Consider the following 22,128-nt stretch of genomic DNA (forward strand, 5'->3'; position numbering starts at 1 on the left):
AATGAACCAGCAAGCCGAACCGTTCCTGGAAGAAGCGAAAGCGCGTGAACCATTCGCGCAGGTGCACGTCTCGCGTGCGCACGAATCGGCGCATCTGCACGTGAGCGGACGCGCCACCTACACCGACGACATTCCGAACGTGGCGGGCACGCTGCACGCGGCGCTCGGCCTCTCGCAGAAGTCGCACGCGCGCATCGTCTCGATGGATCTGTCCAAGGTCCGCGCGACGCCGGGCGTGGTGGCCGTGCTGACCGCCGGCGACATTCCCGGTGTGAACGACTGTGGCCCCATCATCCACGACGATCCGGTTCTCGCCGATGGCGTCGTGCAGTACGTCGGCCAGCCGATGTTCATCGTGGTGGCCACCACGCACGACACGGCACGCCTCGCCGCGCGCCGCGCCGAAGTGCAATACGAAGAGCTGCCTGCGGTGCTCACCGCGCAGCAGGCGCGCGCCGCCGAGCAATACGTGCTGCCGCCGATGAAACTCGCGCGCGGCGACGCGTCCACGCGTGCCGCACGCGCCGCGCACCGCCACGAAGGCGAAATGCTGCTGGGCGGCCAGGAGCAGTTCTATCTGGAAGGGCAGATCGCCTACGCGGTGCCGAAGGACGACGACGGCATGCACGTCTGGTGCTCGACGCAGCACCCGAGCGAAATGCAGCATCTGGTGGCGCACGTGCTGGGCGTGCACTCGCACAACGTGCTCGTGGAATGCCGGCGCATGGGCGGCGGCTTCGGCGGCAAGGAATCGCAGTCGGGCCTGTTCGCGTGCTGCGCGGCGCTCGCCGCGTGGAAGCTCCTGTGCCCCGTGAAGCTGCGTCCGGATCGCGACGACGACATGATGATCACGGGCAAGCGTCACGATTTCCACTATACGTATGAGGTGGGCTACGACGACCAGGGCACGATCGAAGGCGTTTCGGTCGACATGACCTCGCGCTGCGGCTTCTCCGCCGACCTCTCCGGCCCGGTGATGACGCGCGCCGTCTGCCACTTCGACAACGCCTACTGGCTGCCCGACGTCTCCATCGCCGGCTACTGCGGCAAGACCAACACGCAGTCGAACACCGCGTTCCGCGGCTTCGGCGGTCCGCAGGGCGCGTTCGCGATCGAGTACATCATGGACGACGTCGCACGCTCGCTCGGCCTCGATTCGCTCGACGTGCGCCGCCGCAACCTCTACGGCAAGACGGAGAACAACGAGACGCCGTACGGCCAGACGCTCGAAGACAACGTCATTCACGAGATCATCGACGAACTGGCGCAGACGAGCGGCTATCGTGCGCGCCGTGCCGCGATCCGCGAATTCAATGCGAACAACGACGTGCTCAAGAAGGGCATCGCGCTCACGCCGGTGAAGTTCGGCATTGCGTTCAACGTCACGCACTTCAACCAGGCGGGCGCGCTCGTCCATATCTATACCGACGGTTCCGTGCTCGTGAACCACGGCGGCACGGAAATGGGCCAGGGCCTGAACACCAAGGTCGCGCAGGTGGTGGCGCACGAGCTCGGCATCGACTTCGGCCGCGTGCGCGTGACCGCCACCGACACCAGCAAGGTGGCCAACACTTCGGCCACCGCCGCATCGACGGGCACCGACCTCAACGGCAAGGCCGCGCAGGATGCGGCGCGCCAGTTGCGCGAGCGTCTGGCCGCGCTCGCGGTCAACACGTGGGGCGAGGGCCGCGTCAACGCCGCCGATGTGCGCTTTGCCAACGACTGCGTGATCGTCGGCGACGAGATCGTGCCGTTTGAGGCGCTCATCGCAAAGGCCTATCTCGCACGCGTGCAACTGTGGTCGGACGGCTTCTACGCCACGCCCAAGCTGTACTGGGACCAGAAAACGCTGCGCGGCCGGCCGTTCTACTATTACGCGTATGGCGCGGCGGTTTCCGAGGTCGTGATCGACACGCTCACGGGCGAGATGCGCGTGCTGCGCGCCGACGCGCTGTACGACGCGGGCTCGTCGCTGAACCCCGCGCTCGACGTCGGGCAGGTGGAAGGCGGCTTCATTCAGGGCATGGGTTGGCTCACGACCGAAGAGCTCTGGTGGAAGCCGGACGGCAAGCTCATGACGCACGCGCCGTCCACCTACAAGATCCCGACCGTGAACGACACGCCGATCGAGTTCAACGTGAAGCTCTTCAACAACCGCAACGCGGAAGATAGCATCCATCGCTCGAAGGCCGTGGGCGAGCCGCCGCTGTTGCTGCCGTTCTCGGTGTTCTTCGCACTGCGCGACGCCGTGGCGAGCGTGGCCGACTATCGCTTCAATCCGCCGATGAATGCGCCCGCGACCGCCGAGGAGATCCTCAAGGGCGTGCGCGCGGTGCGGGCGATGGCGCGCGCTTGAAGGTGATTGAGCGTGCTCGAGCGTGATTGAGCGCGCAGTTTTGAAGGAGTCTCACAAGATGATGAGCGGTACGAATCATTGCGAACGAATCGACGCCACGGGGCGCGTCGTGATCGGACGGCGCGGCACGCCGGTGCCGCACTACGGGCCGATGCACGTCGTGCTGTTCGGCGCGGGCCATGTGGGCCACGCGCTCGTGACGCTGCTCGGCATGCTGCCGTGTGTCGTGCAGTGGGTGGACGAGCGCGACGAGCTGTTCCCCGATGAAGTGCCGCCCAACGTGCAGATCGAGGCGACCGACACGCCCGCCGCAATCGTCGACGAGGCGCCCCCCGGCGCGTACTTCATCGTGATGACACACAATCACGCGCTCGATTTCGAGCTTTCGCTGCGCATCATGCAGCGGCGCGATTTCGCGTGGTTCGGGTTGATCGGCTCGAAGACCAAACGCGTGAAGTTCGAGCGCCGTCTGATCGAGCGCGGCGTCGTGCGCGAGCACATGAGCGAGATGACCTGCCCGATCGGTGTGCCGGGCATCGTCGACAAGGCGCCTTCGTCGATTGCGGTGGCGGTGGCCGCGCAACTCATGCAGATGCGCGCGCCGCTCGGCGATGCACAACATCGGGCGAGTACGCCGATGCTTGCGAGAGTTTGATATCGAGCGCCCACCTGACGTCGATGTGACGGTGGGCGCGGAAAATCCAGGGTCTGCCGTGAGCTACACCCCAACCGTTGGACTTCGGTCCTGCGCTTGGGGTGCTTTTTTTTTGCCTTCTACGCCGTGCGATGACGTAGCGCCTTTGACGCGTTTATCGGCAGGCGGGTGCGCTCGTCCTGGTGAAATTACTTGCCAGTAACCGACACGGATTGCGCCGCGTCCTTGCCGGCGGCGCCCGTTGCGGGCCTGGCGCTCGCCTTGCGCGTCTTCGCCTTGCGCACCGGTTCGGTGAGCGTGGCCGACACCTTGTCGATCAGCTCGCGCAGCCAGTCGATGTCGCTCGGACGATCGGGCTGCGGGTGCCACATCTGATAACAGCGAATGCGCGGAAACGAGAACGGCGGCTCGGCCACGGCGATTGGCATGAGCCGCGCGTAATGCGTCGCGAAGCGGCGCGTGGTCGTGAAGATCAGGTCCGACTGCAGCAGCACCTGGGGCGCGAGCCCGAAGTAGGGCAGCGTCGCGACGATGCGCCTTTGGGCGCGCGCTTTCGCGAAGCCCAGGTCGACGGGGCTCGCGTTCGCGCCGGTATAGGGCGTGGGCGCCAGATGCGCCGCCGCGAGATACGCGTCGCGTGTGAGCGGCGCGCGCGCGAGCGGGTGGTCGGCGCGCATCATGCAGACGATTTTGTCGGTGAACAGGTCGCTGCGCGCGAAGTGAGGGTCGGGCTTCGGCCAGTTGCCGATCACGATGTCGATTTCGCCCGATTCCAGCCCGGCGTGATGATCGAGCGTGGGCGAGAGCGAGAGAATCTCCAGGCGCGCCGAGGGCGCCGCTTCGCGAAAGCAGGCGATCAGCGTCGGCATGAAGAAGTCGTTGAGATAGTCGGGCGCGGCCACGCGGAAGGTGCGCTTGGAGCGCGCCGGTTCGAAGTCGCCGTGCGGCGTGGCGACGAAGTCGACGTCGCGCAGCACGCGCTGCGCGTGCTGGAGCAGCGACTCGCCGTACTCGGTCGGCACCATGCCGGCCTTGCCGCGCACGAGGATGGGGTCGCCGAGAATCTCGCGCAGCCGCCGCAGCGCCGTGCTGATCGCCGGCTGCGTCTGGTTCAGCCGCAGCGCGGCCTGCGTGACGCTGCGCTCGATCAGCAGCGTGCGCAGCACGCGCACGAGCCAGATATCGAGGGAAAGGGCAGTGTCGTCCATGGCAATGCGTGAAGCGTGGGGAGCGGTGCCGCGCGTTGCTCACACACGGCGGGATTTGTAACCTTATTCTGCTGCGCGCGCGGCCGCCATAGGGCGCTGGGTATGACCGGCATCAGCAGGGCCGGCCGGCGCGAGCGCCGTGTGGTGCGACCTGCGCGGCCCGACCCGCTGCGCGCAGCGTTTCCAGGCCGCTTTCAGGCCGCCTCTATGCCGCTGCTAGGCCGTTTCCTGCTTCACGAGCCCCGAAGGCAGCGCGCTGATGCGCTTCACTTCGCGCGAGTCGAGCCAGTTCGGCGTGCGCGCGCAGTAAAGCACCATGGGCAGCGCGTCCTCGCCCCAGAAGAGCTGCTTGTTCATCCAGAAGGTGGGCACGCCGAACACGCCCATCGAGATGGCGTCGTTGGTGTTGCGGCGCAGTTGCGCGCGCACCGCCTCTTGCTCGATCATCGTTTCGCCGTGCGCGATGCCCACGCGCTCGCACAGCTGCTCGAAACCCTCGTCGCTCGACGGATCGCGTCCCTCGCGCCAGATGAAGCGGAAGATCTCGCGCACACAGGCAAACTCGCCGCCGGCCGCGATGGCGAGCAGCATCGGCTTGACCGAGTCGAACGGATGCGCGGGCGGCATCTTGAACGGAATGCCGAGCTGCTCCGCGCGAAACAGCGCGTGCCGGTACGTGAACATGCGCTTGGCCGGGATCGAGCCGCCGTATGGCGTGCCCCAGTGGCGGTACAGATCGCTCAACACCACCGGCGTGGGCGCGAAGTCGAAGCCCGGCCATTTGTCGTATTGCTCCAGCAGCAGGTACGAGAACGGCGACACGAAGTCGTAGAACCAGGCCGGCCGGTTGGCGTCGATGCCGCTGATCATGCTGTTCCTCCGAGATGGGCTTCTTGTGGGCCGCATCGGCGGCCCGTTATTCGAGTATTGATCGTATTCGCTGATGCGTGCTGCTTTTTTTCGCTAATGTTTCTCGTGTGCCCGACGTCATTGACTTCGCTTACGTGCTTCGCGTGCGCGTGTCTGCGGCCGGCGTTTCGCGTGGCGCATCGGCGCTTGCGCTGTCCTTGCTCGCCACGCCGCTGCCTTCGCGGCCGTCATCGCTTGCGTTGCCTGCGGCGCCGCTTTCGTCCTGCTCGCTGCCTTCGTGGTCGGCGTTGCTATCGGCATCGTCGCTCATGGCCGAAAGCCGTTCGCGCACGGCCAGCAGCCGCTCGCGCACGAAGCCGATATGCTCGCGCAACACGTAGAACTGGCCCGCGTAGGCGAGCGGCATCTTCATGCCGTTCACCGACTCTTCGATCTTGTCGAGCTGGCGCGTCAGCGTGCGCCGCTCGGCGGGTGAATTGTCGGCGTTCGCAGCGCGTTCGAGCGCGATGAGCGAGCCGTACCAGCGGTAGATCCGTGATTTTACCCGCCATGCATAGAGCCCCGGCACGAGCCGCAGGCCCGGAATCAGCACCACGATGATCGGCACGAGCACGACGATGAGGCGGTCGGCGAGGCTCGCGAGCCAGAACGGCAGCACGCGGTACAGGAAGCTCTTGCCCGATTTGTAGTAGCGCGCGGCGTCGTCGCTGATCGGAAAGTCCTGCGCGAGCGGCGCCGGGAATTCGCCCGCGCGCTGCAAGAGCGTCGAGCGGCCGTGCACCTGCTTGGCCGCGTCGATCAGCAGATCGGAGAGCGCCGGATGGAGCGAGTCACGCGCGACCAGCTCCGCCGTGGGCGCGATGAAGTGCAGCGGCGCCGCGGGCAGGTTGCGGCCGAAATCGAACGCGCCCATCGGGATCGTGATCGCCGTGAGGTACGGGAAGCGCCGTGCGTAGGCGTCGGCCTGGGCGAAGTCGAAGAAGCGCACGCCCGGCATGCGCATCAGGCGCCCCATGACCGGCGGCTGCGCGGAGTCACCCGCGAGGAAGGCCACGTCGATCTTGCCCTCGACGAGCGCGCGTGCGGCGTCGTCGCCGGAGAGCGGCAGCAGCCTGGTTTTGCCGCCCGGCTCGATGCCGTTGGCCTTGAGCAGCGTGAGTGCGAGCTCACGCGTGCCGCTGCCCTCGGCGCCGATGGCGATGCGCTCGCCCTCGAACTCCGAGAGCAGCCTCACAGGTGGCCCGTGATAGAACACCACGAGGGGCACGTACGCCACGCTGCCGAGCGAGACGAGGCCCGCGGGCGGCTTGGTCGAGAGCCCGTCCTGGACGAACGCGACGTCCACATGCGAGGCCGGATCGGCAAGACGCTGGAGGTTCTGCGCCGACCCTTCCGATTCGAGCACGTTCAGGGTGATGTTGTTTTGCGCCAGGATCGTCTTGTACTTCTGCGCGGCATTCCAGAACGTGCTGCCCTTGGGGCCCGCGCTCATCGTGAGCGTGCTGGGCGGCGCGGGCTGGATCAGGCGCACGGCCAGCCAGATCGCGCCAGCGCTTATCAGCAGGATGGGGCCGAACGTGACGGCCAGGTCGCGCCACGAAATCGCCACGAAGCGCGCGACGAGACGGGGAGGAGGTTTGCGGCCGGTACGGAACTTCATTGCGGAATGGCGGGCCTCGGGAGTTTGGGGAAACGTTGCGCGGCGCGGTGCGTCCGGGATCGCGCCGGGGATCTTGCCGGCGCTGGTGGGTACACCCCTGCCGGTACGCCCACGCCGATATGCCCGCCGATGTTACATGAGATTGGCCGTTGCAACGGCATGCGCGCTGCCATCGCACGACCCGCGCCGCCGATGCCGCTCCTGCGAAGGCGCCGCGCCGAGGGCGCACCGCCGGGGGCGCTCCGCTAAACCCTTTGCACTCGCGCCGCACCCAGGCTAAATTGTGGATCGCCATGGCGCTTGCGCCATGCGGTACGCGCCGCAAGGCCGTCCAGCCGATAACAAGCTACCTGGCATAATCAGGCAATCGATGCAGGCGCTGTGCGCCGCCCCTGCCGTCGCGACGCGCTCGTCTGCGTTCGCGTGCCATATCAATCCTTGCCTCTCGCCGCAGCGTGTCCAGGCCATGACAGTGTCCGTGGGCGCGCGGTGCGCGCTCGCACGCTGCCCGTGGGTGTCGTAACGAAGCCGTCAGACCCGGTCTGGCGGACGGCGAGTCCGTCCGTCCGGCAGCCGCGTGGCGGTCCATCCTCGCAACGAGTGAAGCAACAACGCGAAAGCAACAAGGAGAAAACATGAAATCGGTCGCTTTTCTGAAGACGCTGACTGCAGTGGCCTGCGTGACGGTCGCCTGCAGCGTGTATGCCCAGGACAACTCGGCGGCCAGCGGCGCGGCCGCCACGACGATGGCCGCGCCCCCGGCCTCGGCCAAGAAGGTCGACCGCAAGCTCGGCTATACGGTGCGCAAGGCGCTCTCGAAGGCGCAGGGCCTCGACGTCAAGGACATCACGGTGCGCTCGCGCAGCGGCGCAGTCACGCTGACCGGCACCGTGCCCGATCAGGGCCAGATCGACCAGGCCGGCCAGGTCGCACAGGGCGTGGCTGGCGTGAAGTCGGTGACGAACAAGCTGACGGTCAAGCAGCAGTAAAACGTCATACTGCCCGCGGTTGCGCGCCAGACGGGTGCGAACCGCGGGCACGAACCGCGCGAACAGGCCCCGGCACGTTGCCGGGGCTTTTTTTCGGCGCGACGGCGGCGCGGATGGCTGGCGGGCGGCGCATGTGCGGACTGACACACTCCAGTCCTGCGATTGGGGGTATACCTTCTAATTGCGCGGGCTCTGCGAGTTCACGCATGGCTACACTGCGGGGAAACGCCATGACTATCCATACCTACACCGACTTGCCGCTCGTTGACCGGGCGGCGTTTGAGCTGGCGTGCGCGCGGCACGGCTTCGCTCCGATTCACTTCGACGTGCATGGAGAGACGGATCCCGATGACCCCGAGCATGGCGAATTCGTGATCGTGCGGCGCGGCGCCTGGGCCCAGGCGTACCGCATCGACGCGCGCGGACAGTGGCTGCGCCAGTTCGAGACCGATCTGAATGGCCGCTTCTTCAGCAGCGCGCCGCACGCCTGAACGGCGGCGCCCCTGCTGAAAAGCTCTCCGCGCGGCCTGCGAGCCGCGCGGGCGACCGTATGCGCGCGCGCCGAACGGCGTCACGCAGGGCGGGGAGAGGCGCGTTCGCACGCGCCGCGTGGTCTTGCGAGGCGCTCAGGCGAGCACGAGGCGCACGCCCACGAGCGTGAGCGTCGCGGCGAGCAGGCCGCGCAGCAGCTTCTCGGGCGCGCGCGAGGAGAGCATGCTGCCGATCGCGATGCCGGGCAGCGAGCCGCAGAGCAGCGAAAGCAGCATCGACCAGTCGATCGAGCCGAGCAGCCAATGCCCCGCGCCCGCGAGCAGCGTGAGCGGCACGGCGTGCGCCACGTCGGAGCCGACGATGCGCACCGTCGGCAACGCGGGATAGAGCAGCAGCAGCACGGTCACGCCGATGGCGCCCGCGCCCACCGAGGTGAGCGAGACCAATACGCCGAGCACGGCGCCCGTGAAGATCGTGAAGAACAGCGTGCGCGCCTCGCTGGGCCCGTGGCGATGGCGCGCCGCGAACTCGGCGAGCTGCGGCCGGAAGATCAGCGCGATGGCCGTGATGAGCAGCGCCACCCCCAGCACCGACTGGATCAGATGCCCGGCGCGCGGCGTGTCCATGCCGTAGCGGTGCAGCAGGATCAGCGTGATCGTGGCGGCAGGCACGCTGCCCGCCGCGAGGCGCAGGGTCACGCGCCAGTCCACCGAGCCCTTGAGGCCGTGCACGAGCGTGCCCGCCGACTTGGTCGCTGCCGCGTAGAGCAGGTCGGTGCCCACCGCCGTGGCGGGATGCACGTGGAACAGCAGCACGAGGATGGGTGTCATCAGCGAGCCGCCGCCCACGCCAGTCAGGCCGACCAGGAATCCGACCAGCAGGCCGGAGAGCGAATAAAGCGGATCGATATGAGGTAGGACCATCGCGGGCGTCGCTAATCGGGGTTCGTGCGCTGCTTTTTTGTTGAAAAGATGGGGCCGCCCAGGTCGGGCCGCCCAAGTCGGGCCGCTCAAGTTGGGCGGCGCAGATCGGGTCTCGGCGATCACCGTGCCGCCCACCGGAAAATCGTAAGCGTAGCGTCAGGCTGGACAGCGGCAAAGGCTGGCGGCGAAAATCCGCTATTGTCGCAAAACCGGCGGATCGGCGCAGGGCCGCTTCAAATCTCCCCCAAAATTTGCGGGACAACGTGCGCCGCGCACGGTTGCCTACCCCGCTTCAATAGAACGACTCATGAATCCCGGCATCGTCTACGCCTTTTCCGCCTTCACGATCTGGGGGCTCTTTCCGGTCTACTTCAAGACGCTGCACCAGATTCCCGCCCTCGAGATGCTCGCGCACCGCATGGCGTGGTCGCTCGTGTTCATCCTCGCCGTGCTGCTCGTGCGGCATCACTGGGCCTGGCTGCGGCCCGCGCTGCGCGACCGGCGCCTCATCGCGCGCTTTGCGGCGAGCGCCGTGCTGCTCTCGGCCAACTGGGGCATCTACATCTGGGCCGTGAACGCGGGGCATATCGTCGAGGCGAGTCTTGGCTATTTCATCAATCCGCTCATCAACGTGCTGTTCGGCTATGCCTTCCTGCGCGAGCGGCTGCGCCCGCTGCAATGGTGCGCGGTGGTGGTCGCGGCGCTCGGCGTGGCCTGGCTCACCTGGCAGAACGGCGCGCCGCCGTGGATCAGCCTCGCGCTCGCGCTGACCTTCGGCGGCTACGGCCTGTTGCGCAAGACCGCAAAGCTGGGCGCGCTGGAGGGCCTCGCACTCGAGACGGTGCTGCTGTTTCCTGTCGCCATCGTCTATCTGACGATCATCGGTATGGCCGGCGCAGGCCATTTCGCGCATGCGCCGCTCGGGCTGCAACTGCTGCTGGCTGCCGCCGGGCCGATCACGGCCGTGCCGCTGCTGCTCTTCGCGGCCGCGGCGCGGCGCATCCCGCTTTCGATGCTCGGCCTCATCCAGTACGTCACGCCCACGCTTCAGCTGCTCACGGGTGTGCTCGTCTATGGCGAGCCGTTTGGCTCGGTGCGCGCGATCGGCTATGGCGCGATCTGGATCGCACTTGCGCTCTACTCGTTCGAGGGGCTGCGCGCCACGATGCTCGCGGCGCGGCGCGCGCATGAGGTGGCGTGAGGTGGCCTGAGCGCCGGCGGCGCGCAACACACAGGGGGCGCGCGGCAGGGACCGTCTGACAGGGGTTGGCTCCCGCGGCTGCCTCGCGCTAGCATGTCTCGACGCATGATCCGCTCCCGTTGCCGCATGGCCGGTGTTTCGCGGTCATCTATCCGGCCAGCCGCCACGATCAAGACGATCGGCATAAACGATCGGCACAAACAGCAGGAGACACCCGCGCATGAGCAGCGCTGCCGTTTATCGCTTCGAAGAAGAATTCGCGCCGCGCATCGCCGCGCGGCTCGCGAGCCAGTTCGGTCCGGAGGTGAGCGTCGAGGTCGTGCCCCACGAGGGGCGCGGGCATCCCACTCGCGTGCGCCTGTCCGGTCTGCCGAGCGAAGTGCGCCATCCCTACTCGCATCCGTTGAATGTGTCGCTCACGTGGGACGTCGACGAGATCGAGCGCCTCATGGAGCCCGATGGCGAGGCGCGCTTCGAGCACTATCTGGAGGCGACGGTGCGCAAGATGGCCTCATGGGAGACGGCGCGTCCGGTGGATTTCACCACCCGCACGCAAGGCGAGCCGGAAGTGCTGATTGGCGGGCTCGATTTCGAGGGCTGAGCCGCGCCGTAGGCCAGCCGCGTGAGCGCCGCCCGGGTGCGCCGCGGCCCGGCGCTGTGCGCTGCACGCGTCAGATGCCGCTCGCAAGCGCTATTGCATGAACGGCCTTTACGGCCATGCCAACGGCCACGCATCCCGCGAACACCGCAAACGACTGTTGCAGCCGCGCGCCGCTCACATGGCGTGAGAAGCCGCGGCCGCCCAGCATGCCGGCGAGCGCGCCCGCCGCGAACGGCAGCGCGTTGAGCCAGAGCATGTGGCCGCTGGCCGCCGACGCGGCAACGCCCGCCGTCGAGACGAGCGCGATGACCGCGAGCGAGGTGGCCACGATGCCCTGCATCGGAATGTCCGACGCGCGCTTGAGAGCGGGCACGATCACGAAGCCGCCGCCCACGCCGAGCAGGCCCGAGAGAAAGCCCGCCGCCGCACCCGAGAGGGCGAGCGCCCGCGCGCAGGGTGCGGTCCAGTCGAGCTTGCCGCGCTCGAGATTCAGCCGGCACGGCAGATCGGAGGGGCAGGGTTCGGCGCCGCTGTGCAGATCGTGCTCCGCGCCACGTTTTTGCTGAAACATGCGCCACGCCACGCGTGCCAGCACGAGCGCGAAGACGAGCGTGAGCGGCGCGTCGGGCACGCGGTGGGCAACCCATAGCCCGGCGGGCGAGATGACGGCACCGGTTGCAGCCATCAGCGCGGCGGCCTTGTAGCGCACCTTGCCTTCGCGCAGCGCGAGCAGGGCGCCGATGCCGGCCGCGAGCGCGACGGCGAACAGGCCAATGGGCGCGGCCTGCGCGACGCCCAGGCCGAGGCCGAACACGAGCAGCGGCACGGCGACGATGGCGCCGCCCGCGCCCGTCAGCGCGAGGATGAGCCCGACGACCGAGCCGAGTGCGGCGCTCACGAGCGTAGCGGCGTCCATGAACCGTGATCTCCTGTCAAAGGTGGCAGTGTCTGCGGCAGCGCTCAGCGCGACGCTTCGCCCGGCGCCGCACCCGTGAACCACTCGCGGCCCTTGAGCATGCCGCTCCAGTAAAAGCGCGGCAGCACGCTGGCCTTGAGGAACCACATCAGGCGGCGCGGCCGTGTGGGGTTGAGCGGGAAAGTGGGCAGCAGCTTGCCGCCGTAGCCGAACTCGGCCAGCACGACCTTGCCTTTTTCGACCGTGAGCGGGCACGAGCCATAGCCGTCGTAGCGATAGCGCAGCGCCTCGCCGGCGCGCGCGGCGAGCAGGTTCTCCGCGACGATCACGGCCTGCTTGCGCGCCGCCGCGCCCGTCTTGGCGTTGGGCGCCGAGCACACGTCGCCGAGCGAGAACACGTTGGGCCAGCGCGGATGCTGGAGCGTGGCATGATCGACTTCGCACCAGCCGGCCGCATCGGCGAGCTCGCTGTCGCGGATGAAATCGGGCGGCACCTGCGGCGGCACCACGTGGATCATGTCGAAGCGCTTCTCGATGCGCGTGACATTGCCCTCGGCGTCCTTCGCTTCGAAGGTGGCGCGCCGCGCGGGGCCGTCGATGGCGACGAGATTCGATGAGAACGCGAGCTTCGCGTCGTAGCGCTTCACGTACTCCATGAGCGGTGGCACGAAGGTCGGCACGCCGAACAGCACCGCGCCGGCGAGATCGAATTCCACGTTGAGTTTGGAGAGCACGCCCGCTTTGAGCCAGTGGTCGCAGGCGAGATACATGGCTTTTTGCGGGGCGCCCGCGCACTTGATCGGCATGGCCGGCTGCGTGAAGAGCGCCGTGCCGCCCTGCATCTGCTGGACGAGCGCCCACGTGTAGGGCGCGAGATCGTAGCGATAGTTCGAGGTGACGCCGTTCTTGCCGAGCGTCGCTTCGAGCCCCTCGATGCGTTCCCACGCGAGCCGCAGCCCGGGCGCGACGATGAGCTGGCGGTACGCGATGGTCTCGCCGTTCGTGAGGCGCACGAGATCCGCATGCGGCTCGACGCGAGTGGCCGCCGCGCGGATCCACGTCGCGCCGCGCGGCATCACGCTCGCCATGGGGCGGCGCGTCTTCTTCACGTCGTACGCACCGCCGCCCACGAGTGTCCATGCGGGCTGGTAGTCGTGGTGGTCGTTCGGTTCGATGATCGCGATGCTCAAGCCCGGCTGGCGGCGCAGCAGGCTCGCGCTCACGCTGATGCCCGCGAGGCCGCCGCCGATCACGACGACGTCCCAGCGCTTGCCCGTGCCGCCCGGCGCGGCGTTTTTGTGCGCGAGGCTTTTGCTGCCGTTCTCGCTGCTGTTTTCGCTGCCGCTGTCCCAATTACATGCCGCCGACGCCGTGCTGCCAGTCTCGACCGGCGCCGTGACGGGATGCGCCTGCGCGCTCGCCTGTGCGAACTGCCACAAGTTGGTCGCGCGGTTCCCGGTGCGGCAATACGCGAGCACGGGAGCGGGCATGTCGGCGAGCAACTGGGCGAAGCGCGCGATTTCATCGGGGCCGATCTTGCCCGGCGTGACAGGCAGATAAGCGAATTGCAGGCCGAGCTGCTTCGCGGCTTCGCGGATTTGCGCCGCAGCCGGCTGCGACGGGCCGCCTTCGCCGTCGGGCCGGTTGCAGATGACCGAGCGATAGCCGGCGGCGGCGATATCGGCGAGGTCGGCGGGCGTGATCTGGTCGGCGCTCGCGAAGCGCGCGTCGTGTTGCACGATTTGCATGGACTGTTCCAGAAAAACTGCTCAGAGCCGAGCAATGGATTTATCTGCACTTCGTTGACGCGACCTTCGCCGCCCAACTGAAGCCTCTTGACGCTCAGTTGCGCCGGAGGAGCGTGCGAGAAGAATCTGCTTCACCTGAAGGTGAGGCATGTACCGGGTGATTTCCCCGTCGTGAATTCTCGCTCGCACGTTCCGAGCAGCATTGGTGTCCGCCTGAAGAACGTCCCCGTTGACACGGTAAAACTTGTCGCCCTCGCGCTTCCCTTCCAGGAGGCCCGAGAACGAGTCCATTTGCGACGTATAGGCGGCATTGACGACGACGTGCGTCGCGCCACGCTGCTCACAAACCTCGTAAAGCGCTCGAGCCAGAACACCTTTGGCCCATGCACTCATGCGGCGGTTGTATTTCCGCCACTGACCCTTGCCCTTGATGGGCGATGTCAGGTCTTCAGACCCAACGACAGCGGCCTTGCCCACTATGGCGTGGGCGGCCTGATACGCAATCGTGCGCAAGTGCTTCTGCGTGCGATCGCGACGCGCTTCAAGCTTCACGCGACCAAGATTGTTCGCCTTGATGCGATCCGCCTTCGCGATACGGCCGGCTGCGCGATGCTTCTTTTCAAGCACATGCAACTTGTTGCGAGTCTTCCCCGTCTTCGCAACCGTGTCGCTGTAGACGGTCATCACAGCGCCGAACTCCTCGCCGTGAAACCCTCCATCCGAATCCGCAAATGCTTCGGTGTAGCCCTTGTCTACGCCGACTTCCGCACTCCCGCAGGGGCGCCCAGCGGTTTTCTCAGTCGCATAATGGACTTCGACAACGTCGCTCTTCAGTATGATGCGCAGGTTGCAGCCTTTCAGGTTCACGCCCTTTCCGCTGCTGTTCGTTGTGAGCATGATCGGCTCGCCGTACCGCTTGGCGATCGAGATCGTGATGACGAGCAGGCCACCTACGATGGCGACATCGTGCCTATCGGAACGCACGATGAACTGGTTATCGCAACTCGACACGCCGTGCCGGAAGTGCTTGCGCATCATCCGGTGCAGATACCGATCTTCGAGCCACTTGTCGCTTTTCACCAGCGCATAGAGCCGCTTGCGCTCGGCTTCGTCCGAGGTCCGCTTCGCGACGGCCTGCCGCACCTTCGCGCAGGCAGCAGCCTTGTACGTCAGAATGTCGTTGACGGCATCCTTCGTGGTCTCGGCCCGGATCGTGCCGTCCACCGCGAGCCCTGCATACTGGCCCGCGGCAGTCACTTCCTTGCGGATGTCAGCCGCACTTTTGCCGACGTTCCCCAGCGCGCCGTAGCGTCGCCAGAGGTCGGCACGCACGAACGCCATCGCTTTGCAGACCGCGCGAATAGCGGGCAGCGAGGACGGCGTTGCGTAGAGAGTACGGGTGACGGTTGTCATTCCAAAATTTCCTTCGGCTCCTTGCTTCCTGGGTAGTCTTCCTTGATCTGTTTCTTGTACTTCCGCATACGGCCGCTCCTGACTAGCTAGATGAATGACGGTGGCGGGCGACTGCGTCGGAAAGGCGCTCAAGCGCGGCGAAGAGCGCCATGCCCGCGAGCATGGCGGCCACGAAGAGCCACGCGCGCGGCTGGCCGCTCGCGGCGCTCACGAGCGCGGGGCCGGGGCAGAAGCCCGCAAGGCCCCAGCCCGCGCCGAAGACGAGGGCGCCCACGATCAGACGCGCATCGACGCGGCGTGCCGTGGGCAACTGCATGGGCGCGCCGAGCACGCTTGCGGTGCGCGTGCGCGCAAGACGAAAGCCGATGCTCGCGATGGCGACAGCACCCGCCATCACGAAGGCAAGCGACGGGTCCCAGCGCCCGGCCAGATCGAGGAAGGCTAGCACCTTGGCCGGGTTCGCCATACCCGAGACGATCAAGCCGAGGCCGAATAGCAGGCCGCAGGCGAAGGCGCTGACGTTGCGCAGGGCGTTGTGTGAGCCGTTGCCGCCGAGCGTGTCCATGTCAGGCTCCCGCGAGGTGACGCACCGCGAACACGGTGACGAAGCCGGCGGCCATGAAGAGTCCCGTGGCGGCGAACGAGCGCAGCGAGCCGCGCGCGATGCCGCATACGCCGTGGCCGCTCGTGCAGCCCGAGGCGTAGCGCGTGCCCAGGCCGACGAGGAGTCCGGCGACAACGAGCGTGACGGGCGAGGCATCGATGCTGGGCGACAGGGCGCCGGCGCCCAGGGTGGCCAACCCGGTGCCCACTGCGCTGGCGCCTGCGGCAACGAGCCGCCAGAGCCACGGCGCGGCGGCGAGTCCCGCGATGAACGCGAGGCGCCAGGCACGCTCCCCGTACACCCCGCGCACGCTCTGCAGCAGGCCGCCGACGATGCCGCTGATGCCCGCGACGCGCCCGTTGCCGAGTACGAAGAGCGCAGCGGCGGCGCCGATCATGAGGCCGCCCGCAAAGGAGGCGAGCGGCGTGAAGTGGGCGAGGTCGAGGCTCACGATGAACTCGCCGGGCGGGCCTTGAGCCGGCCGCAGTAGAGGCTGGAGAGCGTCTGCATCACCTGGATGACCTCGTGACTCGCGAGCCGATAGTAGATGTACTTGCCTTCGCGACGCGTCTCGACGAGGCCTTCCTCGCGCAGCACGCCGAGATGCTGCGAGAGACTCGGCTGATGCACGCCGACGAGCGCTTCGAGTTCGCCCACATTGCGCTCGCCTTCGGTGAGCTGGCACAAGAGGAGCAGGCGGTCTTCGTGCGCGAGCGCCTTGAGCAGGGCGCAGCACTTCTCTGCGGATTCGCGCAGCGCCTCGCGCGCTTCAGGGGTGAGCGGTGAATTCATGTGTCGTGGCGCCGAGCGCTGAATGGGGCAATGAACGCGGGGTACAGAAACATTGACGTTCGTCGCCTGACAGTTGGTTGACAAACATTATATCGATTCATAATATGTGTTTCAATAAATCATAGGCCGGTCGAGCCTCGTATTCAACGCGTCAACGCGCATTTCCCACGCATTCAGCAGCCAACTATCACGTCAAGGCCGCATGGAGTCCCCGATGTCCGAGTCAGCCCCCGTTCCCGCGAGCACTGCGCCCGCCGCGCCAGCCACCGCCGCCACCGCCGCCACCATCGTCGAGCCGTTCTTCGATCCGGTCACGGCCACCGTCACTTACGTCGTGCACTCGGGGCGCGGTTCGGTGTGCGCGATTGTCGATCCGGTGCTCGACTACGACCCGAAATCGGGGCGTACATCCACGGAATCGGCCGACCGCGTGATCGCGTTCGTGCGCGAATACGCGCTCGCGGTGCACTGGCTGCTGGAGACGCATGCGCACGCCGACCATCTCTCGGCGGCGCCGTATCTGAAGCAGCAACTGGGGGGCAAGATCGCGATCGGCGAGCACATCCGCCACGTGCAAGGCGTGTTCCGCGCGGTCTTCAACCTGGGCGCGACGCTCGTCGCCGACGGCAGCGAGTTCGACCATCTCTTCAAGGACGAGGAGCGCTTCGAAGTCGGCCCGCTCGCGGCGCGCGCGATGCACGTGCCGGGCCACACGCCGGCCGACCTTGCCTATCAAATCGGCGACGCGGTGTTCGTGGGCGACACACTCTTCATGCCCGACGTGGGGTCGGCGCGCTGCGACTTTCCGGGCGGCGATGCGCACACGCTCTACCGTTCGGTGCGCAAGCTGCTGGAAATGCCTGGCGAGACGCGCCTCTTCGTGTGCCACGACTATCCGACCGCCGACTCACGTGGGCCGAGCTTCGAAACCACCGTGAGCGCCCAGCGCCGCGGCAACATTCACCTGAACGACGGCGTGACCGAGGAGGCCTTCGTGCAGATGCGCTCGGCGCGCGACCGCACGCTCGCCATGCCAAACCTGATTCTGCCGTCGATCCAGGTCAACATTCGCGCAGGGCGCATGCCCGAGCCCGAGGACAACGACGTGCGCTATCTCAAGATTCCGATGAACGTGCTCTGATTGCGCTATGTCTGAAATACGAAAAGCGTGCGTCGGCAATTTAGACTCCGCTTCATCAGATCTTGCTCAGGGAAATCCCGTCCTGAGGGCGGGAATGAAAGGAGCGCAGCCAAAGGCTACAGAGCTGCGCTTATTTCACACGATCGTATGATATTGTGTGAGAAATGGACGTCAAGCGCGCATTCCGATTCCGGTTCTATCCGACGCCCGAGCAAGCCGAAGTGCTTACCCGGACGTTTGGCTGCGCACGTTTCGCCTACAACCACATGCTTCGGTTGCGTACCGATGCCTGGTATCAGCGCCAGGAACGTGTCGGCTACCACGAGACCTCCGCTGCGCTAACGGCGCTAAAAAAGACACAAGAACATGCGTGGTTGAATGAGGTGAGTTCGGTCCCGGTACAGCAGGCGCTTCGGCATTTGCAGACGGCGTTCGCCAACTTCTTCGCAAAGCGGGCGAAGTATCCGAACTTCCGTCGCAAGGGTGGCGTCCAGTCAGCCGAGTACACAACGAGCGCTTTCAAGTGGGACGGCACGGCACTCAAGCTGGCGAAAATGGACGAGCCGCTGGCAATCCGCTGGTCACGCACGTTGCCGAAGGGTGCAAAGCCGACGACTGTGACCGTGTCCAAAGATACGGCGGGCCGATACCACGTCTCGATCCTTTGCGACGACGTTGTGTTGGAGAAGACGAAGGTGAAGGGGCAAGTCGGAATCGATCTCGGTCTGACGCACTTCGCAATCCTTTCGACTGGAGAGAAGGTCGGCGCTCCGAACACGTTTCGCAAGTACGAAAACAAGCTCGCGAAGCAGCAACGCAGGCTCGCGAAGAAACAGAAGGGATCGGCTCGCCGCATGAAGGCGAAGCTGAAGGTTGCAAAACTGCATGCCAGGGTGGCAGACGCCCGCAGGGACTTCCTGCACAAACTTTCGACCCGGTTGATAAACGAGAACCAAGTGATCGCCATCGAAAGCCTTGCCGTCAGCAACATGCAGAAGAACAGCCGCTTGGCGAAGTCGATCAGCGATGCAAGCTGGTCAGAGTTCATCCGGCAACTGACGTACAAAGCCGAGTGGTACGGGCGCACGCTGATCGGCATCGACCGTTGGTATCCGTCCAGCAAGCGATGCAGTGACTGCGGCCATACCGTGCAGAAAATGCCCCTTGGCGTGCGCTCGTGGACGTGCCCGGAATGCGGGTCGATCCACGACCGCGACGTGAATGCAGCTCGTAATGTTTTGGCCGCGGGGCTCGCGGTGTCAGCCCATGGAGAAAGCGTAAATCCCATGTCTCGTTGAGATGATTTCGGGTTGCATTCTGTGAAGTGGGAATCCCCTCCCTTCAGGGAGGCGAGCAGTCAAGTGCCACGACTATCCGCCCGACTGACTCCCGACCCGAGTCGCGCGGCCCGTGCTTCGAAACCACCGTGAACGCCCAGCGTCGTGGCAACATTCACTTGAACGATGGGGTGACCGAGGACGCCTTCGTGCAGATGCGCACCACGCGCGACCGCACGCTCGCCATGCCCAATCTGATCCTGCCGTCGATCCAGTTGAACATTCGCGCAGGGCGCCTGCCCGAGCCTGAGGACAACGGTGTGCGATATCTCAAGATTCCGCTGAACGCGCTTTGATTCCCCGCGCCGACGTCCCGCTCCGATCGGGCGCTCCGATTGCCGTTTGTCCGAACATCGAAAGCATCTGTCCACTCGACTGCATGCCGGCAATTTAGACTCCGCTTCATGTTCTCGCGGCTTCGCCCACCTAGGGCGAAGCCGGCCACCATGATCCAAGCGGAGTCACGCCATGAAAGCCATCCAGTTCAAGACCTTCGGCACGCCCGACGTGCTCGAGCTCGTCAATCTGCCCACGCCCGTGCCCGCGGCCGGCAGCGCGCTCGTGCAGGTGAAAAGCGCCTCGGTCAATCCGAGCGACGTGAAGAACGTCTCGGGCCACTTCGATCACACCGTGCGGCCGCGCGTGCCGGGGCGCGATTTCAGCGGCGTGGTGACGGCTGGCCCCAGTGAGTGGGTCGGCGCCGAAGTCTGGGGCACGGGCGGCGATATCGGCTTCACGCGCGACGGCACGCACGCCGAGTTCATCGAGATTCCGGTGGCGGCGCTCGTGCGCAAGCCCGTGTCGCTCACGCATGAGCAGGCCGCTGCGATCGGCGTGAATTTCGTGGTGGGCTGGCTTGGCACCGTCGACTACGCGCAGCTCACCGCGGGCGAGACGATCGCCGTGATTGGCGTGTCGGGCGGCGTGGGCGGCGCGGTCACGCAGATTGCGAAGGCGCGCGGTGCGCGCGTGATCGGCGTAGGACCCGAGGCGCCGCATGCCGACTCGCCGGCGGCGCGTTTGATCGACGCCTTCGTGCCGATGGACGCCGACACGGCCCGGCGCGTGCGCGAGCTGACCGGTGGCGCGGGCGCAGACGTGGTCTACGACGCCGTGGGCGGCGTCGCGTTCGAGCTGGCGCTCGCGCTCGCGAAGCGGCGTGGCCGGGTGGTCGAGATCAGCGCCATAGGCAAGCGCCGCGTGGAGTTCGATCTGATCGACTTCTATCACAACGAGACGCAGCTTTTTGGCGCCGATAGCGCCAAGCTGGGCGTCGTCGAGGCCGCGCCGATCATGCGCGCGCTCGCCGAGTCCTTCGACGCCGGGCGCTTCGCCGCACCGGTGGTGGCCGGGCGCTATCCGCTCGAGCGCGCGCGCGAAGCCTATGCGGCCGTTGCGGCGGGCACGCCGGGGCGCGTCGTGATCGACCTTGCCTGACTCGCCTCGCCGTCGCTGGCCAGGTCCAGCGACAACCCATGACGGTAAAACAGCCCAACACGGGAGCCCGACGATGAAGGCTTATCTGGTTTCGTTCGCCGTGGGCACGCTCGTAGGTCTTATCTACAGCTTGCTCAACGTAAAGTCGCCCGCGCCGCCCACGATCGCGCTCATCGGTTTGCTCGGCATGCTGGCGGGCGAGCACGTGCTTGGCTTCGCGCGCACCTGCATTGCCCATCTCGCGGGCTGATCGCGGGCGAGGCATGCCGGCGGCGGCGGTGGACCATAGGCCACGGGCCGATGCCGCCGGCGCGCCGCCAGACCCAACGCGCGCAGCATGTACAACACGCGCGCAGCCCGCGAAGGCGTCTCAGGCCTGGGCCCGCACCAGCCGCTCGGGAAAATGCGTGCGCAGCGTGCGCGGGTCGAGCAGCGCGAGGTCCTTGTCGAGCTCGAGCGTGACGAGGCTACGCGTCTGCGCGTCGAGCGCCTTGCGCAGCGCGCCGAGGAACGCGGGCGGCGCGGCCAGCACGAGCGTGCCGTAGCGGCCGTCGTTGCGGGCCTTGGCGAGCGTTGTCGCAACCTGCGACGCGAACAGGCTGGTTTCGCGTTCATGGTGCTGGGTGTCGGGATCGCTCTGCTGGCGGCCAGCGGCGGAGCGCTCGGTGCGCCCCGAGCGGTCGCTCACGAGGCTCTGTTCGGGCACGCGGCTTTCCGGGTGCAGCAGCGTCTCGATTTCCTCGATGGCGCCTAGCGGACTTTCCGTCGCGAAGATGCGTGCGGTCACACGGTTGGCGACGACGACCCAGATCATGTTCGACATGCTAGCCTCCCTGCCGGTGCTTCGGCGCAACGCCGGGCCGAAGCGGTGAGTGGATTCGCGCGGCGCGGCGCGAACATCAAGGGTAGCGCGTTCGCGATTTGCGGCGGCGCGGCATGCGCGGCCGGTGCGTCGGACGCGCCCGGGCGTGCGTCATCGTGGGCTTCATGGCGACCCGCGGCACGCGCTGTGTCTTTCCGGATTTCGGGAGGATGATTCCCGTGGCTGCGGGATTCTCTTTCCCGATGCAAGGATCTATCTTGCAGACTCCAGGGCACGCAGTGAGGGAGTCGGAAATGGAACCATCTGCTATCCGTTATACGAGCGATGTCGCGTTCACGCCAACTGTAAAGGCCATGCAGGCACGGCTCGGCTCGCGCGAAATCTATGCGCGTATGGAAGCGCAGCGCGGCTTCGGCACCGACCTCACGCCGGACGTGAGCGCGTTCATCGAGGCGCAGCGCAGTGTGTTTCTCGCCACCGCGAACGTGGACGGCCAGCCCTACATCCAGCATCGTGGCGGCCCGGCCGGTTTTTTGCACGTGCTGGACGCGCGCACCATCGCGTTTGCGGACTTCATCGGCAATCAGCAATACATCACGCTCGGTAATTTGACGGACAACCCAAAGGCGTATCTGTTCCTGATCGATTATGCGCGGCGCAGGCGCATCAAGATTTGGGGCGAGGCGCGCGTCGTGGAGGACGCGGCGCGGGTCGAGCGGCTCATGCCGGCGGGCTACAAGGCGCGCTCCGGCCGGGCGATCGAGTTCACGGTGACGGCGTGGGACAGCAACTGCCCGCAGCATATTCCGCAGCGCTTCGAGGCCGACGACGTGAAGGCGGCGCTCGATGCGCGCGACGAGCGCATCCGCGAGATGGAGGAAGCAGCGGTGCGGCAGGAGGCGCGTGTGCGGGAGCTGGAGTCGGAGGTGGCGCGCCTGCGGGGGCTCACGCGCGATTAGACA

Annotated in this window: 22 protein-coding genes and 1 pseudogene; 12 read left to right on the top strand and 11 right to left on the bottom strand. The window is 66.6% G+C overall.

The window, feature by feature from the left end; translation table 11 throughout:
* The first annotated feature begins 1 nt into the window (after window position 1).
* A complete protein-coding gene (gene xdhB / locus BO1_RS31525) occupies window positions 2–2,356 on the top strand; it encodes a xanthine dehydrogenase molybdopterin binding subunit (protein ID WP_028220959.1) in 2,355 nt (784 codons plus the stop codon).
* Window positions 2,357–2,414: 58 nt separating this feature from the next.
* Complete coding sequence (gene xdhC / locus BO1_RS53570) at window positions 2,415–3,011, top strand: xanthine dehydrogenase accessory protein XdhC (protein ID WP_043287381.1); 597 nt, start codon at window positions 2,415–2,417, stop codon at window positions 3,009–3,011.
* 188 nt (window positions 3,012–3,199) lie between these two features.
* On the opposite strand, the gene BO1_RS53575 is transcribed toward xdhC, so the two are convergent.
* From BO1_RS53575 to BO1_RS53580, 3 genes are all read right to left on the bottom strand, one after another.
* Window positions 3,200–4,219, bottom strand: coding sequence for a LysR family transcriptional regulator (locus tag BO1_RS53575; RefSeq protein ID WP_043287383.1), 1,020 nt, complete (start codon window positions 4,217–4,219; stop codon window positions 3,200–3,202).
* Between the two features lie 216 nt (window positions 4,220–4,435).
* Complete coding sequence (locus tag BO1_RS31540) at window positions 4,436–5,089, bottom strand: 2-hydroxychromene-2-carboxylate isomerase (RefSeq protein WP_028220960.1); 654 nt, start codon at window positions 5,087–5,089, stop codon at window positions 4,436–4,438.
* 130 nt (window positions 5,090–5,219) lie between these two features.
* Window positions 5,220–6,749 (bottom strand): TAXI family TRAP transporter solute-binding subunit, encoded by a 1,530-nt coding sequence (locus BO1_RS53580; RefSeq protein WP_043287386.1) that lies wholly within the window; start codon window positions 6,747–6,749, stop codon window positions 5,220–5,222.
* A 635-nt stretch (window positions 6,750–7,384) separates the two neighbouring features.
* Here BO1_RS53580 and BO1_RS31550 point away from each other — a divergent pair.
* Both BO1_RS31550 and BO1_RS31555 read left to right on the top strand, forming a co-directional pair.
* Entirely contained in the window at window positions 7,385–7,738 is a 354-nt protein-coding gene (locus BO1_RS31550) for a BON domain-containing protein (RefSeq protein WP_028220961.1), read from the top strand.
* Between the two features lie 230 nt (window positions 7,739–7,968).
* A complete protein-coding gene (locus BO1_RS31555; protein WP_028220962.1) occupies window positions 7,969–8,229 on the top strand; it encodes a hypothetical protein in 261 nt (86 codons plus the stop codon).
* Window positions 8,230–8,364: 135 nt separating this feature from the next.
* Here the strand turns inward: BO1_RS31555 and BO1_RS31560 are convergent, their stop codons facing one another.
* Complete coding sequence (locus BO1_RS31560) at window positions 8,365–9,153, bottom strand: sulfite exporter TauE/SafE family protein (RefSeq protein ID WP_028220963.1); 789 nt, start codon at window positions 9,151–9,153, stop codon at window positions 8,365–8,367.
* A 307-nt stretch (window positions 9,154–9,460) separates the two neighbouring features.
* Here BO1_RS31560 and rarD point away from each other — a divergent pair, with 307 nt between their 5' ends.
* Window positions 9,461–10,354: an EamA family transporter RarD gene (gene rarD, locus BO1_RS31565; protein WP_028220964.1), complete on the top strand. Its 894-nt coding sequence runs from the start codon at window positions 9,461–9,463 to the stop codon at window positions 10,352–10,354.
* Between the two features lie 220 nt (window positions 10,355–10,574).
* Complete coding sequence (locus tag BO1_RS31570) at window positions 10,575–10,955, top strand: DUF5594 family protein (protein ID WP_028220965.1); 381 nt, start codon at window positions 10,575–10,577, stop codon at window positions 10,953–10,955.
* A gap of 70 nt (window positions 10,956–11,025) precedes the next feature.
* Here the strand turns inward: BO1_RS31570 and BO1_RS31575 are convergent, their stop codons facing one another.
* The 6 genes from BO1_RS31575 to BO1_RS31600 all read right to left on the bottom strand — a co-directional run bounded on the left by BO1_RS31575 (window position 11,026) and on the right by BO1_RS31600 (window position 16,428).
* Window positions 11,026–11,871, bottom strand: coding sequence for a sulfite exporter TauE/SafE family protein (locus BO1_RS31575; RefSeq protein WP_028220966.1), 846 nt, complete (start codon window positions 11,869–11,871; stop codon window positions 11,026–11,028).
* 44 nt (window positions 11,872–11,915) lie between these two features.
* The gene (locus BO1_RS53585; RefSeq protein ID WP_028220967.1) at window positions 11,916–13,619 is read right to left on the bottom strand and encodes a bifunctional protein tyrosine phosphatase family protein/NAD(P)/FAD-dependent oxidoreductase; all 1,704 of its coding nucleotides are present in this window, start codon (window positions 13,617–13,619) and stop codon (window positions 11,916–11,918) included.
* Between the two features lie 21 nt (window positions 13,620–13,640).
* Window positions 13,641–15,032, bottom strand: a complete 1,392-nt coding sequence (locus BO1_RS31585) for a transposase (RefSeq protein ID WP_028220968.1) — start codon at window positions 15,030–15,032, stop codon at window positions 13,641–13,643.
* Between the two features lie 82 nt (window positions 15,033–15,114).
* Entirely contained in the window at window positions 15,115–15,597 is a 483-nt protein-coding gene (locus BO1_RS31590) for a DUF6691 family protein (protein WP_043287391.1), read from the bottom strand.
* Window position 15,598: 1 nt separating this feature from the next.
* Window positions 15,599–16,087 (bottom strand): YeeE/YedE family protein, encoded by a 489-nt coding sequence (locus BO1_RS31595; protein ID WP_028220970.1) that lies wholly within the window; start codon window positions 16,085–16,087, stop codon window positions 15,599–15,601.
* The gene (locus BO1_RS31600) at window positions 16,084–16,428 is read right to left on the bottom strand and encodes an ArsR/SmtB family transcription factor (protein WP_028220971.1); all 345 of its coding nucleotides are present in this window, start codon (window positions 16,426–16,428) and stop codon (window positions 16,084–16,086) included. Before BO1_RS31600 ends, BO1_RS31595 begins: the two co-directional genes overlap by 4 nt.
* A 214-nt stretch (window positions 16,429–16,642) precedes the next feature.
* On the opposite strand from BO1_RS31600, the gene BO1_RS31605 reads away from it, so the two are divergent.
* The 5 genes and pseudogenes from BO1_RS31605 to BO1_RS53590 all read left to right on the top strand — a co-directional run bounded on the left by BO1_RS31605 (window position 16,643) and on the right by BO1_RS53590 (window position 20,593).
* Window positions 16,643–17,569, top strand: coding sequence for an MBL fold metallo-hydrolase (locus BO1_RS31605; RefSeq protein WP_084688317.1), 927 nt, complete (start codon window positions 16,643–16,645; stop codon window positions 17,567–17,569).
* A 164-nt stretch (window positions 17,570–17,733) separates the two neighbouring features.
* Complete coding sequence (locus BO1_RS31610) at window positions 17,734–18,867, top strand: RNA-guided endonuclease InsQ/TnpB family protein (protein ID WP_028220973.1); 1,134 nt, start codon at window positions 17,734–17,736, stop codon at window positions 18,865–18,867.
* A 37-nt stretch (window positions 18,868–18,904) separates the two neighbouring features.
* Window positions 18,905–19,202: pseudogene (locus BO1_RS58175) on the top strand (MBL fold metallo-hydrolase); the annotation flags it as partial.
* 172 nt (window positions 19,203–19,374) lie between these two features.
* Window positions 19,375–20,343, top strand: coding sequence for a quinone oxidoreductase family protein (locus BO1_RS31620; protein ID WP_028220975.1), 969 nt, complete (start codon window positions 19,375–19,377; stop codon window positions 20,341–20,343).
* 73 nt (window positions 20,344–20,416) lie between these two features.
* Entirely contained in the window at window positions 20,417–20,593 is a 177-nt protein-coding gene (locus tag BO1_RS53590) for a DUF1427 family protein (protein WP_043287393.1), read from the top strand.
* 120 nt (window positions 20,594–20,713) lie between these two features.
* Here BO1_RS53590 and BO1_RS31630 read toward each other — a convergent pair whose 3' ends face one another.
* On the bottom strand, window positions 20,714–21,166 hold the full coding sequence (locus BO1_RS31630; protein ID WP_028220976.1) for a host attachment protein: 453 nt from the start codon (window positions 21,164–21,166) through the stop codon (window positions 20,714–20,716).
* A 293-nt stretch (window positions 21,167–21,459) separates the two neighbouring features.
* On the opposite strand from BO1_RS31630, the gene BO1_RS53595 reads away from it, so the two are divergent.
* Window positions 21,460–22,125, top strand: a complete 666-nt coding sequence (locus BO1_RS53595) for a pyridoxamine 5'-phosphate oxidase family protein (RefSeq protein ID WP_043287396.1) — start codon at window positions 21,460–21,462, stop codon at window positions 22,123–22,125.
* Window positions 22,126–22,128 lie beyond the last annotated feature (3 nt).

It is taken from the genome of Paraburkholderia oxyphila NBRC 105797, from assembly GCF_000685075.1.
Classification (GTDB): domain Bacteria; phylum Pseudomonadota; class Gammaproteobacteria; order Burkholderiales; family Burkholderiaceae; genus Paraburkholderia; species Paraburkholderia oxyphila.

What these genes read in the sequence shown, in the direction of transcription:
- BO1_RS31590 (WP_043287391.1), bottom strand. Translation starts at nt 15,597, where the DNA reads ATGGACACGCTCGGCGGCAACGGCTCACACAACGCCCTGCGCAACGTC.
- BO1_RS31575 (WP_028220966.1), bottom strand. Translation starts at nt 11,871, where the DNA reads ATGGACGCCGCTACGCTCGTGAGCGCCGCACTCGGCTCGGTCGTCGGG.
- BO1_RS31570 (WP_028220965.1), top strand. Translation starts at nt 10,575, where the DNA reads ATGAGCAGCGCTGCCGTTTATCGCTTCGAAGAAGAATTCGCGCCGCGC.
- BO1_RS31550 (WP_028220961.1), top strand. Translation starts at nt 7,385, where the DNA reads ATGAAATCGGTCGCTTTTCTGAAGACGCTGACTGCAGTGGCCTGCGTG.
- BO1_RS31630 (WP_028220976.1), bottom strand. Translation starts at nt 21,166, where the DNA reads ATGTCGAACATGATCTGGGTCGTCGTCGCCAACCGTGTGACCGCACGC.
- xdhC (WP_043287381.1), top strand. Translation starts at nt 2,415, where the DNA reads ATGATGAGCGGTACGAATCATTGCGAACGAATCGACGCCACGGGGCGC.
- BO1_RS31585 (WP_028220968.1), bottom strand. Translation starts at nt 15,032, where the DNA reads ATGACAACCGTCACCCGTACTCTCTACGCAACGCCGTCCTCGCTGCCC.
- BO1_RS31560 (WP_028220963.1), bottom strand. Translation starts at nt 9,153, where the DNA reads ATGGTCCTACCTCATATCGATCCGCTTTATTCGCTCTCCGGCCTGCTG.
- BO1_RS31610 (WP_028220973.1), top strand. Translation starts at nt 17,734, where the DNA reads ATGGACGTCAAGCGCGCATTCCGATTCCGGTTCTATCCGACGCCCGAG.
- BO1_RS53590 (WP_043287393.1), top strand. Translation starts at nt 20,417, where the DNA reads ATGAAGGCTTATCTGGTTTCGTTCGCCGTGGGCACGCTCGTAGGTCTT.
- BO1_RS31605 (WP_084688317.1), top strand. Translation starts at nt 16,643, where the DNA reads ATGTCCGAGTCAGCCCCCGTTCCCGCGAGCACTGCGCCCGCCGCGCCA.
- BO1_RS31620 (WP_028220975.1), top strand. Translation starts at nt 19,375, where the DNA reads ATGAAAGCCATCCAGTTCAAGACCTTCGGCACGCCCGACGTGCTCGAG.
- BO1_RS53595 (WP_043287396.1), top strand. Translation starts at nt 21,460, where the DNA reads ATGGAACCATCTGCTATCCGTTATACGAGCGATGTCGCGTTCACGCCA.
- BO1_RS31600 (WP_028220971.1), bottom strand. Translation starts at nt 16,428, where the DNA reads ATGAATTCACCGCTCACCCCTGAAGCGCGCGAGGCGCTGCGCGAATCC.
- BO1_RS31555 (WP_028220962.1), top strand. Translation starts at nt 7,969, where the DNA reads ATGACTATCCATACCTACACCGACTTGCCGCTCGTTGACCGGGCGGCG.
- xdhB (WP_028220959.1), top strand. Translation starts at nt 2, where the DNA reads ATGAACCAGCAAGCCGAACCGTTCCTGGAAGAAGCGAAAGCGCGTGAA.
- BO1_RS31540 (WP_028220960.1), bottom strand. Translation starts at nt 5,089, where the DNA reads ATGATCAGCGGCATCGACGCCAACCGGCCGGCCTGGTTCTACGACTTC.
- BO1_RS53585 (WP_028220967.1), bottom strand. Translation starts at nt 13,619, where the DNA reads ATGCAAATCGTGCAACACGACGCGCGCTTCGCGAGCGCCGACCAGATC.
- BO1_RS53580 (WP_043287386.1), bottom strand. Translation starts at nt 6,749, where the DNA reads ATGAAGTTCCGTACCGGCCGCAAACCTCCTCCCCGTCTCGTCGCGCGC.
- rarD (WP_028220964.1), top strand. Translation starts at nt 9,461, where the DNA reads ATGAATCCCGGCATCGTCTACGCCTTTTCCGCCTTCACGATCTGGGGG.
- BO1_RS53575 (WP_043287383.1), bottom strand. Translation starts at nt 4,219, where the DNA reads ATGGACGACACTGCCCTTTCCCTCGATATCTGGCTCGTGCGCGTGCTG.